General features: G+C 43.5%; 12 protein-coding genes. All 12 read right to left on the bottom strand.

Translation table 11 applies throughout. The features are described 5' to 3' along the window. Nucleotides 1-137 precede the first annotated feature (137 nt). The 12 genes from A0128_RS14445 to rplU all read right to left on the bottom strand — a co-directional run bounded on the left by A0128_RS14445 (nt 138) and on the right by rplU (nt 12,086). Nucleotides 138-2,063: an FG-GAP-like repeat-containing protein gene (locus tag A0128_RS14445; RefSeq protein WP_069608159.1), complete on the bottom strand. Its 1,926-nt coding sequence runs from the start codon at nt 2,061-2,063 to the stop codon at nt 138-140. 200 nt (nt 2,064-2,263) lie between these two features. Further along, nucleotides 2,264-3,394, bottom strand: coding sequence for a 5-(carboxyamino)imidazole ribonucleotide synthase (locus tag A0128_RS14440; RefSeq protein WP_173662774.1), 1,131 nt, complete (start codon nt 3,392-3,394; stop codon nt 2,264-2,266). Beyond that, the gene (gene purE / locus A0128_RS14435; RefSeq protein WP_069609313.1) at nt 3,391-3,879 is read right to left on the bottom strand and encodes a 5-(carboxyamino)imidazole ribonucleotide mutase; all 489 of its coding nucleotides are present in this window, start codon (nt 3,877-3,879) and stop codon (nt 3,391-3,393) included. The genes A0128_RS14440 and purE overlap by 4 nt, the downstream gene beginning before the upstream one ends. Before the next feature lie 51 nt (nt 3,880-3,930). Beyond that, a complete protein-coding gene (locus tag A0128_RS14430; RefSeq protein WP_069608158.1) occupies nt 3,931-5,331 on the bottom strand; it encodes a UDP-N-acetylmuramoyl-tripeptide--D-alanyl-D-alanine ligase in 1,401 nt (466 codons plus the stop codon). 733 nt (nt 5,332-6,064) lie between these two features. Next, complete coding sequence (locus tag A0128_RS14420; RefSeq protein WP_069608156.1) at nt 6,065-6,667, bottom strand: hypothetical protein; 603 nt, start codon at nt 6,665-6,667, stop codon at nt 6,065-6,067. Between the two features lie 580 nt (nt 6,668-7,247). Continuing rightward, entirely contained in the window at nt 7,248-7,856 is a 609-nt protein-coding gene (nadD, locus tag A0128_RS14410) for a nicotinate (nicotinamide) nucleotide adenylyltransferase (RefSeq protein ID WP_069608154.1), read from the bottom strand. Between the two features lie 2 nt (nt 7,857-7,858). Continuing rightward, entirely contained in the window at nt 7,859-9,109 is a 1,251-nt protein-coding gene (locus A0128_RS14405; protein ID WP_069608153.1) for a glutamate-5-semialdehyde dehydrogenase, read from the bottom strand. Then, nucleotides 9,106-9,978: a glutamate 5-kinase gene (proB, locus tag A0128_RS14400; RefSeq protein WP_069608152.1), complete on the bottom strand. Its 873-nt coding sequence runs from the start codon at nt 9,976-9,978 to the stop codon at nt 9,106-9,108. The genes A0128_RS14405 and proB overlap by 4 nt, the downstream gene beginning before the upstream one ends. 11 nt (nt 9,979-9,989) lie before the next feature. After that, nucleotides 9,990-11,084 (bottom strand): GTPase ObgE, encoded by a 1,095-nt coding sequence (gene obgE, locus A0128_RS14395; protein WP_069608151.1) that lies wholly within the window; start codon nt 11,082-11,084, stop codon nt 9,990-9,992. 117 nt (nt 11,085-11,201) lie between these two features. Continuing rightward, nucleotides 11,202-11,456: a 50S ribosomal protein L27 gene (gene rpmA, locus A0128_RS14390; RefSeq protein WP_002629808.1), complete on the bottom strand. Its 255-nt coding sequence runs from the start codon at nt 11,454-11,456 to the stop codon at nt 11,202-11,204. Then, a complete protein-coding gene (locus tag A0128_RS14385) occupies nt 11,446-11,775 on the bottom strand; it encodes a ribosomal-processing cysteine protease Prp (protein WP_069608150.1) in 330 nt (109 codons plus the stop codon). Before A0128_RS14385 ends, rpmA begins: the two co-directional genes overlap by 11 nt. Then, nucleotides 11,772-12,086, bottom strand: coding sequence for a 50S ribosomal protein L21 (gene rplU, locus A0128_RS14380; RefSeq protein ID WP_069608149.1), 315 nt, complete (start codon nt 12,084-12,086; stop codon nt 11,772-11,774). Before rplU ends, A0128_RS14385 begins: the two co-directional genes overlap by 4 nt. Between the last annotated feature and the right edge of the window lie 776 nt (nt 12,087-12,862).

Genomic DNA, 12,862 nt, shown 5'->3' with positions numbered 1-12,862 from the left:
ATCCGTTCTTAGCGTTTTTCCCCTAAAATCGAAAAATCGGTTTGTGATTCCAAGCCGTTCTCCGGAGTCCTTTCAAAAGGATAGGCTTGATCTTCTAAAAAAGCTGAACGTTCCTCCGACCTTTTTTTGTGGAACGATTAACGGAAAAGAAAGGAAATCTTCGATTCTAATAAATCGATTTGATCAAAGGCGACCGAATTTCCAAAAGAAAGCCCGTTTACATAAGTCAGAGTGGCCGTTGCCTTTCCTCCCGTGCTCAGGTTTTGATTGCCCGGACCGACGGAAGGAACGTTCTTAAAAAAATGAACCTTACCTTTTCCGACCTGCGAAGCTCCTGTTGCGATTGGATCCGGTGCGGAAACAAGGATATCGGATAATCCATCTCCGTTTATGTCCTGGAGAACCGAAAAAATTCCGAAGTTCAAGCCGGCGGATTCTCCACCTAACGTTGCATTGGCGGTACCTCCGGAACTTAAATCTACGTTTACAATTCCGTTTGCGCCCGCACTCTGAAATAAATAGACGTTTCCAAAATTGTTTGAACTTTGATAGGCCCCGACGAGGAGGTCGGCAAAACCGTCTCCGTTTGTATCTCCGGCGGACATAGAAGAGCCAAAGCTACAGTTGTTTCCGGCATTGCATGTGGAAAGAGAAGGCCCGAGTAAAGTTGTACTCGGCGTGTTCGAAAACGGATTTGTGGAACTGCAGTTAGAATGATAAGCGAATACGAGCCCTCTGTTCGTTCCATATCCTTGTGCGGTTACCGCGAGATCGGCGCAAGAATCTCCGTTGAAATCCGCAAGTTGAATCATGGACGAGGCGTAACCACATCCTCCCCCCGGAGGACATTGCGCGTTAGGCGAAATTAAATACTGCGGTGTTAGAGGAAGTGTTCCCGCATTTGATATAAAGATATAAATTCTTCCCTGGTTTGTGTTGAATGTGGGAGCGCCTATGACAAGATCCATGTATCCGTCCGCGTTGATATCCCCAACGCTGGAACTCGAACCGAAATTATCGGCCGCCCCCAAATACTTTATGTCGGCCAATCCGCCCGCTCCTAAATTTTTGGACGGAACTCCGGACGGTCCTTGGCTATAAAAAATATATCCTAGACCGTTCACCCAAGGAGAAGTTAGAATTGCGTCGTCATAACCGTCATTGTTTACGTCTCCGCCTAACACCATTGAGCCGAGTCTTTCCCCGCCGTTCTGTCCTTGGATCAAAGTGTTATACGAACCGCCGGAAAGTAAATTTTGACTAAGAATTCCATTTTGACCGGAGCTGTGAAAGATAAACGCGGCTCCGATCGTACCGAATGCGGGTGAAGCTTGAGCGCCGATGAGCATATCAGCATAACCATCTCCGTTAAAATCTCCGGAACCGATCCGATCTCCGAAATAGGTTCCTCCGGCTTGACCATCCGTAAGAATTGAGTCCGGTGCGGTAGACGGGATTCCCGTATCTCCATGACTTAAGAATACAAGACCGTACCCGACAACCGCATTACCCGGTGAAACCGAAAGAATGACATCCGCAAAACCGTCCCCGTTTGTATCTCGGTTCATTCCTTTGATTACATTTACGGTTTTCCCGCCGAAGATGCTGCCTAACGCGTCGACCGCAAAGACCGAAATCTTATGTTTTGTCCCCAATTTCCAGAAGGTTCCCGTAACTGCGGGTGCGGGGAGTTGATATCTCCATTGGGAAGAAGCGTCCACCGATACGAAGGTTCCCGGCGCATCGTCCAAAGAAACATACACGGAAGGAGTCTGCGCCTTACCGACTAAAAAACCGGATTGAAGAATAGAATAATTTGCTAAATTAGAAACTGTAACTGCGTTTTCAGCATATAAGAATCCGGCATATATTCCCGTTAAGATCAAACCGAAAGAATTCTCTTTCGGACAAAGCCCGTTGTTTATGTTACCCACACATTCTACCGGAGGTTTGAAAAAAGCGTTAGACCAGCAATTGGCCGTAAACACATTCAAAACAATAGATAGAAATAGAGGAGGAAGCACGGTTCGAAACGATGATCTTAATAAATAATAGAATCTCATTTCGATTCCTCCTCAGGTACAACTGCCCTTCATTTTAAAGGAAGAGGAAAGAAAAAAAATGGATTCTATTAAAAAATAATAACTTCCAAAGAAAACAAGAGGGTATTGAACGCACGTTTGTTTTTAAGAATTTTGGAATGTGTTTAATTTTTAGACAAATCGAAGCGGATTACAAAAAGGAAGTTTTAGAATCTCGAATCCTATTCCCAGTCCTTGAAAGCGGATTCCGGATTCGGACCCGAGTAATTCCAGTGCCCCATCTTTCTTCCCTTTCTTGCTTCCGTTTTTCCATAGAGATGGAGATGATAATGAGGATTTTCTAATGTTTGATTCCAGAGTTTGGATCCTGGTTTGTAATCTTCTCCCAGAATATTCTTCATTGTAACGGCTCTCACGGGGATTTCTTTCGGAGAAGGAAGGTTGCAGAGTGTTCTCAACTGAAGAGAAAACTGCGAGAGAGAACCTCCGTCTTGCGTAAAATGACCCGAGTTATGCGGTCTCGGTGCAAATTCGTTACAGAGAATTTCATCTCCTTTGATAAAAAATTCGATTCCAAAAACTCCAACGTAGTCGATCTCCTCGGCCAATTTTTTTGCGAAGTCGACGAGGTTCTTTTCGATGTTCGGAGAAAAATTTCCGGGATGAAAGGTGAGATCTAAGATATGATTCTTATGAATGTTTAAGGAGGGACGAAAATGCGAGATCGTTCCGTCTTGAAATCTCGCAATGATTACGGAGGCCTCGGAAGTAAAAGGAAAGAATTCCTCCACGATATGATTGAACTCCTGGAGAGTTGAAAGCGTTGAAATCAATTCTTCCTTTGACTTACACTTCACTTGTCCTTTCCCGTCATAACCCATCGTATTCGTTTTTAGAATACAAGGGTAAGAAACCTTGGACGGAGTTTCGTTTTTATCCTGATCGGTGAAAATGGGATAAAAATTTACAGTTGGGATTTTTGCCTCGCGAAAGGAAGATTTTTCTTTCCAGCGATTTTGTGCGATTCGAATACAATTCGGAGAAGGACGTACGATGAGGTTGGATTCTTTTTCAAATTCCTCGATGATAGAAAGTGCAGTTTCTGGAATATTCTCAAATTCGAAAGTAAGAGCATCGATCGATTTTAAAAATGATAAGAGCGCCTCTTTGTCGTCGTATTCGGAGACAAATTCCTTCGCACCCACGCCTCCCGCCGGAGAATGTGAATCCGGAGAATAGACAAAAACTTCGTAACCGTTCGGAATCGCTTCCAACGCAAACATTCTCGCGAGTTGACCGGAGCCCATGACTCCGAGCTTGGCGCCGGGAAGAAGAACTTTCTTTTGTGTCACAGAAGATCCTTATTCTTAGAGAGCGCGTCTTCGCGGATTTGATCCCGATATTTGGAAAGTTTCTCTGCGAGTTTAGAATCCTGAAGAGAGAGAATTCTAATCGCGAGTAACCCCGCATTCTTAGCCCCCGCGGCTCCGATAGCCAAAGTTCCTACGGGAACTCCGCCCGGCATCTGGACGATGGAAAGAAGACTGTCTAAACCGTTCAAAGCCTTGCTCTGAATCGGAACGCCTAAGACGGGAAGTGTAGTCATCGAAGCAACCATCCCCGGAAGATGAGCGGCGCCTCCGGCGCCTGCGATGATAACCGAATAGCCGGCGTCCTTTGCAGATTTAGAAAATTCTAACATAAGTTCGGGAGATCTGTGAGCGGAAACAATTTCTTTGTGAACGGAAACTCCGAAATCCTTGAGGATGAGTTCGGCTTCTTTCATCGTTTCCCAATCGGAATGACTTCCCATGATGATTGCAACTTTTGCGCTCAAGTTCGTTTCTCCTGCGTAAGATAATTCTTTTCGATAAGTGGTTTGCAAGTACTAAACTGGAAGAGCTTCTACGAAGCGTTCCAGTTGAATTCCTCTCGAAGCTTTTGCTAAAACGACTGAAGATTCGGGAACTTTTTCGAGAAAGATATCCAAGAGTTCTTTGAGGCCTTCCGTCGTTCCCGGAAAGTGATATGAGAATTTTGATGAATCCGAACGTTTTAAAAATTCTTCTTGGATCCACTTCGCGTCCTGTCCGAACGTAAAGAGTCCTTTTAAATTCTTAAATTCCGCGCAACGTTTTCCTAATTTCTTATGAAATGTGAAGGAATGTTTTCCCAGCTCCTTCATGTCGCCTAAGACCGCGTAAAAATCCTTTCCGTTCGCGAGTTGATCCGCGACTTCGAGAGAGGATATCATAGATTCATAATTTGCATTGTATGTGTCGTTTATAACCGAATACTTTCCGTTTTGTAAATCGAGTCGTTTGTTTCCGGATCGAAAGCTCGAGATCCCATCCAAGATCCAGTCTTCCGGAGCTCCGATCGTTTCGAGACAAGCCACTGAAAGCGCAAGATTTCCCAGGAGTTTTTCTCCGGGAAGATTCCAATCGATTATTTTGCCTTTGTATTCGAGAGAGAAACCGAGAGGTTTTTTATCTAAGATTCTAAACGTCCTTTCCGGCTCGGTAAGAATCAGTTTCCCTCCGAATTTACGAAGTTTCTTCTTTAGAATTTTAGAATATTCTCCATTACTTGGAAAAAAAAGTTTTCCTCCGTTGGAGAATCCTTCTACGATTTCAGCCTTTGCTTTCGCGATATTTTTCTGGCTTCCTAAAAATTCGATATGTGCAGTGCCGATTGTCGTAATGATCGCGAAGTCCGGTTTTGCGATGGCCGAAAGTCGAGAGATTTCACCTTTATGATTCATCCCCATTTCACAAACCACAATCCGAGTCTGATCGGTGATTCGAAAGAGCGTAAAAGGAAGACCGATTTCATTGTTATAGTTTTTTTCAGTGACGACCAATGCGGATTCTTCCAAGTTGCGAAGACAATTTCCTAGGAGTTCCTTTGTAGTCGTTTTGCCGCTCGATCCGGTAACCGCAATAATGATCGGGCGGAAACGTGCGCGATGAAAGGCCGCGAGACCTCCAAGCGCGAGTAACGTATCGCTTACAAAGATCGCTTTTTGTTCTTCTTCCGGAGAGAGGCTTGCGCGTAAAGGATGGTTTTCTTCGATTAAAAAATAAGAGGTGCCTCGAGAGAGTGCGTCCCGGATGAATTCGTGTCCGTCTCGATTTCCTCGAAGTGGGACGAAGAGCGAACCTGCTTCCGCTTCATTCGAAGCGGTCGTGATGCTGGTGATCTGAGATTCCTTTTTGAACCAAGTATCGATGGGTGATCCTAAAACTCTACGGATCGTTTCCGGATCATAAAAGAAGTCTGCCTTCATGAGTCCAGACTGTAGGGGGAGAATGATTTGAAAATTCTATTTTTTTCCGAAGAAAGGCTCCAGTCCGATTTCCCGTTTTCTCTCAAGGAAGAATGTGTTTTATATTTAAGGTGCGCTGCTTCTCGACGTCGGACTTGCAAAGAGAATACGAGGTCTCGTTTCGACGGTTTTGCGTTTCGGTTTGGAATGGCGAGGGCGGACCTGAGTTTTTTGTGATGTGAGGAAAGTCGACGTTTAGGCGAAGTTCGTATAAACGCGAATTTAGGGAGAATGGAATTCTTCTGTTTTACGTGTAGTGCTTTGCGGACCGAATAATCGTTGTCGTTGGTTGTTGCAGTTCCGACGGGATTGAGCTAGTAAAGTCTCCGTAACGTTTAGGCGAAGTTCGTATAAACGCGAATTTAGGGAGAATGGAATTCTTCTGTTTTACGTGTAGTGCTTTGCGGACCGAATAATCGTTGTCGTTGGTTGTTGCAGTTCCGACGGGATTGAGCTAGTAAAGTCTCCGTAACGTTTATGCGAAGTTCGCCTAAACGCGGAATTTAGGGAGAATGGAATTCTTCTGTTTTACAGGCTGGGCTTTTAACGAATTGGATAACTGTTGTCGTAGTTCCGACAAAATCTTATTGTTAAAGGCTTTCTTGGATTTATGAGAAGTTCGTCTAAACGCAACTGGTACATCGTCCCAAATCGTTTTTTCAAACGGATCTCTTGACACATTCTGAATTGGATTCTATCGCTTCTCCTTTTCGATGGATTGGTTGAGTAAGATTCTAAGTTTGTCGAAACGTGCGTGCAATTTATTTGCATCGCCGTAGTCAATAAAATATGGATAACGTTTGTGGACGATTAGGTTTTTGCGGGCGTGCTTGATGGGACACCAATACTGTTCGGTTCGTGCACCGATTTCGGTGAAATAGGCGAATAATCCGTTTGCATAACCGCAATAATCACAGTTGATTTTTTCGAGAAGATTGAGATAGCTTAAACGATGTCGATCAAGCGAGATGTAATCGGATCTTTTTACGGCGGGAATTCCATATAGTCGAAAACAAATTGCCTGATAGATTGTCATTGATATATCAAGAAAAACTAATGGAACGATGATGATATAAATAAAGGGAGTAGAAAGAACGTTTTGCGGACGGCTTGTTCGGATCCAAGAAAAAATGCCCATTCTCAATCGTCTGTGAGCTTCTTTTATCTTCTTTTCAAAAAATGCTTTTCCTTCGTTTAATTCATAGATCGCTTGTAATTCGTGCTCTTTCAATTCGTTTCGAAGTTCCTCTTCGAGCACCGAAATTTGATCCAGTATCTTTTTTACTTTCTTGTTCATTTAAAAACCTTCTTCCTTTTTTAGCGAAGGTCAAACGATATTCCTTTCTCTCCACCTTTGATAAGGACTGCCTTGGAATCAGCGAACCTTTTTGTATATCTCCAGAAAGGAAAGACTGCCTTGTGGGCTGAAAAAGTAGATCACTTATCAAAATCAGATTTGGAACTGAGAATGGAACGGTTTCTATAAAGAATTCCGATTAATCAAGAATTCATTTCGATTCCAGGAGATCTTATTCTTTCAGTTGGAGAACGGTTTTATACGGGAGGTTGGCTTCGAATTCCTATTTCCGCCGATTTTCGATTTCGAGCGGTAAAGGTGCTTTTTTAAAAGGTGTCGGTTTTTATCTCGATTTGCCAATGGAAGAAGGGAGTCATTCTTATTTGATTGTAAACCCACGGCGTTTAGATAGAAGAATCAACCGGGTCTTCGAAAAAAGCGGATCCGTTGCAAGCGACCTTCATATGTCCAAACCGTTGGAAAAAAATTATATAAGAAAAATGGAAAGAACCAAATCGGACGAACGAATAGAAAAGCGATTTAGAAAAGAGAGATTACTGCTCGTTAACCGACGGTAATCCTACTTTCGATACAAATCTTTTTTTTTGATGTAATCACGAAGATTGTCGAGAACTCTCGAAGCTTCCATCGAGGACTGAAATTCTCGCCGCAATTCCGTAGAACTGACCGGAAGGAGGGGATTGTTTAAGAAAGTGAATTTATCCGAGACTTCTTGCAGATTTGGATTTACTGGAACCCTTTCCGAGACTCTCCGAAAGACGCAGACGAATTTAACATTCTCTAGAATGATTCTCCAATCTTTCCATTTATGAAAGCTGTCATAATTGTCCTCACCGATCAAAAGTATAAAATCGCGATTAGAATAAGTTTTCTTTAGTTCTCGAAGAGTTTCCACCGTGTAGCTGGGGCCGTCTTTCTTAAGTTCGGTGTCGAGTATTCGGATCGGATTCGAAAATTCCTGAACAAATAGATGCAGCATTCCTAATATATCTTCGGAAGTAGTGGCTTTTTTTTCTTTGAGTGGATTTTGCCGATTTGGGATTAAAAAAATTTCCTTACAATCCGGAATTTCAGCAAAGAAAGACTTAATAATTCCTGAATGTCCTTCATGTGGAGGATCGAAACTCCCTCCGAAAATACCGGTGAGGATTTTATCTCCCTCAGGCATATCTATCCTCGGATTTGTCCGTTCCCGGTCACGTAAGTCGTCGTAGTCGTAAGGTGAACCAAACCCATAGGGCCTCTAACGTGCAGTTTTCCGGTAGAAATCCCGACTTCCGCTCCCAGGCCGAATTCTCCGCCGTCGTGAAAACGAGTAGAACAATTGATAAACAAGGCCGCGGAATCCAAAGAGCTGGTGAAAATTTTCGCGGTGCTTAAGTCTTCGGTTACGATCGCTTCCGTGTGACCGGAAGAAGTTTTTTCAATGAAAGCTAACGCTTCCTCCAAAGAGGAAACCGTTTTTACCGAAAGTCTCAGATCTAAAAATTCTTCTAAATAGTCTTCTTCCTTTACTGCTTTCCCTTTTGGATAGAGAGAAAGAGAAGAAGGATCGAGTAAAAGATCGACTCCTTGTTTTGCGAGAGCCTCTAAAAGTTCTTTGCGAAACGGATATCCCGTATGAAGAATTAAATTTTCGGTCGCGTTGCAAACTCCGGGTCTTTGCACCTTTGAGTTGATAACGATGGGAATCACTTTCTCCGGATCCGCGTCTTGATCGATAAAAAGATTACAAACACCTTTGTCGTGTTTTACGACCGGAATTTTAGAATGTTCTGAAACAAACTTGATCAGTCCTTCTCCGCCCCTTGGGACGACGATATCGATCGTCGAAGTTTGTTGAAAGAAAGGAAGCATAAAAGCGCGATCGGTCTTGTCTACAAAAGTAACGGCACCGACGTCGATTCCTTCTTTTTGCAAAACTTCGTGAAAAAGTTTCACCAAAGCCGCGTTAGAGTGAAACGCTTCGCTTCCTCCGCGAAGGATACAAGCGTTTCCGGATTTAAAAGAAAGTGCGCCGACATCGATCGTAACGTTCGGACGGGATTCGTAAATAACCATCACGACACCGAGAGGAACTCTTCTCGTGACGAGTTCGAGTCCGTTGGGGAGAGTCAAACCTCTCGTGACTTCGCCAACCGGATCGGGAAGGGCAACGATTTCTCGAAGAGCCGATGCCATTCCCGTAATTCGTTTATCATTTAGAAGAAGGCGGTCCATAAGCGCTGAAGAAAGATTTTTTTCTTTTCCGTCTTTTAGGTCCAACTCGTTTGCGGATAGAATCTCCGCTTTCCGTTTTTCTAATATATCAGCCAGATCAAGGAGGATTTTGTTTTTGAGAGAAGACGGGAGCGCTTTTAGAGTTCGAGACGCTTTTTTAGCGCGAGCGCAGAGATCTTCCACATATTCTATTTCTTTCATAGATTAGTTCCTCCGTTTCCATTTCCGTTCCGATTTTTTCGAATGATTTCCTTTACGTCTTCCTCGGAAAAAACACGATTTCCGGAAGGAGCGACTAACGTTCCGATCGTGTTTTGTTCCAAAAATTCCCGGATTATGTGCATTCTTTTACCGTTCAAAATTGCGGTCGGAACTCCGGCTTCCGAAAGTAAACCGGCGGATTTGAGTTTTGTAAACATTCCTCCGGTTCCGGGACCGCTCGGTCCTCCCGCGAGATCCAAATCTTCTTTTCGAATTTTTTCTAAGAATGGAACAACTCGTTCTTCTTTTAAAAAACCGTCCACACCCGTAAGAATGACGAGAAGATCCGCGCCTACGATCAAACTTACGAGCGCCGAAAGCATGTCGTTGTCTCCGAATCTCACTTCTTCGGTCGCGACGGAATCGTTTTCGTTTACGACGGGAAGAATTCCCCATTCTAAAAGTTGGGTGAATGTGTTCTTAAGATTCTTGTATCCTTCTTTAGACTCCAGATCCAAGACTCCAAAAAGAATCTGCGCGATACTTAGGTTTACCTTGGAAAAAAAACTGTCGTAGAGATTGACGAGCCGATTTTGACCCATTGCCGCCAAGGCTTGTTTTTCCGAGAGAGAATCTCCGGACGCAATGGAAGAGGGGAGTTCGCTTAACAAAAGTTTGCCGCGAGCGATCGCTCCTGAGGAAACCAGAATCACCTTTTTGCCAAGGTCTCTGAGATGACGGATGTCGCTCACCAACTGAAATAGGAAGTCGTTTACTTCCGACTCCGGCCCTGAAAGCCTCGCCGAGCCGACTTTGATTACGATCATTTCCGAAGATCGGATTTTTTCAGAGAGAGAAGAACGTTCCATGTTCGAAGATCCTATTCCGTTTCATCCAAGACGCTTTCCTTAGGAAGCGAAGTGTCCTGTTCAAGAGAAGAATTCGTTTTTGATTCTTTCGGTTTTAAGACCTTCTCGATCTCATCCTTGAAAAAAGTTTCATCCATCGTTTCAAGAAGTCCTTCTAAATTAGTTTCTTGGTCCGCTGAGATCGCAACGACCTTTCCTAAATGAGAGACCTTGGAGATCAGATCCTTTGTAAATTCGGAATCATCCCAGATATCGATTTTGTTGAGGACGATAAGATAAGGACGTTTGAGAAGTTCCGGATTGTAAGTCGAAAGTTCGTTTCGAAGCATCTTCAAATCTTCTTCGATATCCAAGGAAGAAGAATCAAAGAGATAAAGAATTCCTTTTACACGTTCGATGTGACGAAGAAAAGAAAGACCGAGTCCGATTCCCATACTCGCGCCTTCTATGATTCCGGGAATATCCGCGATCGTAAAACGAAAGATGTCTCCTCTTCGTTTAACAACTCCAAGGTTTGGAGAAAGAGTGGTGAACGCATAACCCGCGATTTTTGGATGCGCGTCGGTGATCTTTGAGATCAGAGTCGATTTACCCGCGTTTGGAAGACCTACGATTCCCACGTCCGCCAAAAGTTTGAGTGAAAGTTTTAGGAATTTATATTCTCCGTCTTCTCCCGGCTGAGCAAAACGTGGAGTTTGATTGGTGGAAGATTTAAAATGAGTATTCCCTTTACCGCCGCGTCCGCCGCGAACCACGACGTATTCTTGCGTATCGGTGACGAAGTCGAAAAGAAGGTCTCCGGTTTCTTCGTCGTAGATTTGTGTTCCGAGAGGAACAAAAAGAATCAGGTCTTCGCCTTTTTTACCGGAACAATTGTCTCCGACTCCGGGGAATCCTGCTTCGGCTTTGAACTTTCTTTTCGAAAGATATTTGTCGAGGGTGTACATGGAAAGATTCGGGCGAATGATTATGTTTCCGCCGATGCCGCCGTCTCCACCGTCCGGACCTCCGAACTCCGCATACTTTTCTCTTCGAAAATGTACAGAGCCTGGCCCGCCGTGTCCGGCGTAAACTTCTATTGCGACTTCGTCTACAAAGGATTCCATGTTATTTGAATATTCTAAAATTCTTAAATGAGTCTAAAAAACAAAAAACCGCAGAGTCCGGACCCAGAAACGGGCAGGAGACTGCGGTTCATCCGGTTTGAGTTTGAATATGAGGGGTTATTCCGGGTAAACGGAAACCTGCATTTTCAACTTGGAAACCATCTCGAACTTTACTTTTCCGTGAACGAGAGCAAAGAGAGTATGATCTTTACCAAGTCCTACGTTATTGCCAGGGCGGAACTTCGTTCCTCTTTGGCGAACTAGAATGTTTCCGGCGAGAACGGATTCTCCGCCAAAACGTTTTACTCCGAGTCTCTGGGAATTCGAATCCCGGCCGTTCTTTGAGGATCCACCACCTTTCTTATGTGCCATCTTCTGGTACTCCTATCAGTTCCATTTCTTTCGGGTATTGATTCTTCAGATTTTTAAGTCCGGAGAGAACCAATTCAAAACTATTATGAATTAAAACATTGTCTTTGGGGAGAACTTCGAACCGGAGATATCCATCGCGGATCTCAGCGGGTTTTGCGTTACCGGTTTGGAGGAGGTGCAGATAAAGTGTCTGAACCAGAACCGAGACGGCAGAGCAGAGAAGATTCTCACCCTTTTTTCCTAAGGAAGTCGGGGAATGTCCCTCACTTTCTAAGGAAGAATATAACTCTTCTTTGCGAGTGATCCGAATGGCGATCAAACCGCAGAGAGAGATACTACCTTAACTTTCTGAAGCTGTTGTCTATGACCCCAAGCTTTTTGATAGTTCTTACGTCTTTTGTAAACGTAAGCGTGAATCTTCTCACCTTTTACGTCTTCCAAAACTTTCAGGGATACACGAGCGGTTTTGAGCTCGGGTTGTCCGATATGAACTTTATTGCTGGATTCTGCGAAGAGAAGAACCTTCGCGTCAAAGGATTCGCCCGCATTTTTACCGGTTTTTTCGGTCAGGAATTCCTGATCTTGGGTTACTTTGAATTGTCTGTTTCCAACTGAAATAATAGCGTACATATCGATCCGGCCTGTTTTAAGTCGTTTTCAACCAATCTGGTCGACGTTCCCCTCCGGTCAAGGGGAAAACTGAAAAACGCTTGTACTGGAAAGTGTGAGTTCCTACTTCGGTCAAAAATCCGCGAAATTCGAAGGGATCGGGAGAAAGATTTTTGGGAGAATGAGGACTTTAGAATCACGATCCGCCGTGGATCCTTTCAAAAGTAGGAACTCATACTTTTCAAGGGATTTGTAGGGAATTCTCGGATTTTTTTGAATGGCCGAGGAAGAATAAAAGGCGTTTTTGTCGAAGCCGAGTTTGTCATCTGAGAACGGAAAAATCCAAACTAACTTGGCATTTGGCGAGGAATGGAAACTACGTTTCTGGGTTGTAAATTGGTAGGTTCGAGATTTGAGTTTCGAGTGGAAAGTAGGAACTCATACTTTTCTGGTGATTACAGGAAATGCTTCTCCGAAGAGACAAGGCTACTCTTTGTGATTCTACAAATCCGCCGCAATGAACTCGAAAAGTAGGAACTCCTTCTTTTCAAAAATCCAAATCCGTAAAAGCGGACTTATGGAGAATCTAAGGGAAAATTCATTTCATTCTATAGAATTGAATTAAAAAAGTTTAAAGAAAAAAATGAGGAATCACAAGTCCGATTACAACACTTTTAAGCGGATCCAATAATTGTCACTTCAAAGATGTTGTGACAATTGTAAAGTCAAGTGACAGTATTAGATATTTCGAATTATATAATATTTATTAAATTATAAATCAATTATCTTCCAAGTTT

Origin of the sequence: Leptospira tipperaryensis (genome assembly GCF_001729245.1) — a bacterium.
Taxonomy (GTDB): domain Bacteria; phylum Spirochaetota; class Leptospiria; order Leptospirales; family Leptospiraceae; genus Leptospira; species Leptospira tipperaryensis.
Note: the sequence above shows the minus strand (reverse complement) of the source record. Positions and strands in the feature narration are given on the sequence as shown.

What these genes read in the sequence shown, in the direction of transcription:
- A0128_RS14445 (WP_069608159.1), bottom strand. Translation starts at nt 2,063, where the DNA reads ATGAGATTCTATTATTTATTAAGATCATCGTTTCGAACCGTGCTTCCT.
- A0128_RS14430 (WP_069608158.1), bottom strand. Translation starts at nt 5,331, where the DNA reads ATGAAGGCAGACTTCTTTTATGATCCGGAAACGATCCGTAGAGTTTTA.
- A0128_RS14420 (WP_069608156.1), bottom strand. Translation starts at nt 6,667, where the DNA reads ATGAACAAGAAAGTAAAAAAGATACTGGATCAAATTTCGGTGCTCGAA.
- nadD (WP_069608154.1), bottom strand. Translation starts at nt 7,856, where the DNA reads ATGCCTGAGGGAGATAAAATCCTCACCGGTATTTTCGGAGGGAGTTTC.
- A0128_RS14405 (WP_069608153.1), bottom strand. Translation starts at nt 9,109, where the DNA reads ATGAAAGAAATAGAATATGTGGAAGATCTCTGCGCTCGCGCTAAAAAA.
- proB (WP_069608152.1), bottom strand. Translation starts at nt 9,978, where the DNA reads ATGGAACGTTCTTCTCTCTCTGAAAAAATCCGATCTTCGGAAATGATC.
- obgE (WP_069608151.1), bottom strand. Translation starts at nt 11,084, where the DNA reads ATGGAATCCTTTGTAGACGAAGTCGCAATAGAAGTTTACGCCGGACAC.
- rpmA (WP_002629808.1), bottom strand. Translation starts at nt 11,456, where the DNA reads ATGGCACATAAGAAAGGTGGTGGATCCTCAAAGAACGGCCGGGATTCG.
- rplU (WP_069608149.1), bottom strand. Translation starts at nt 12,086, where the DNA reads ATGTACGCTATTATTTCAGTTGGAAACAGACAATTCAAAGTAACCCAA.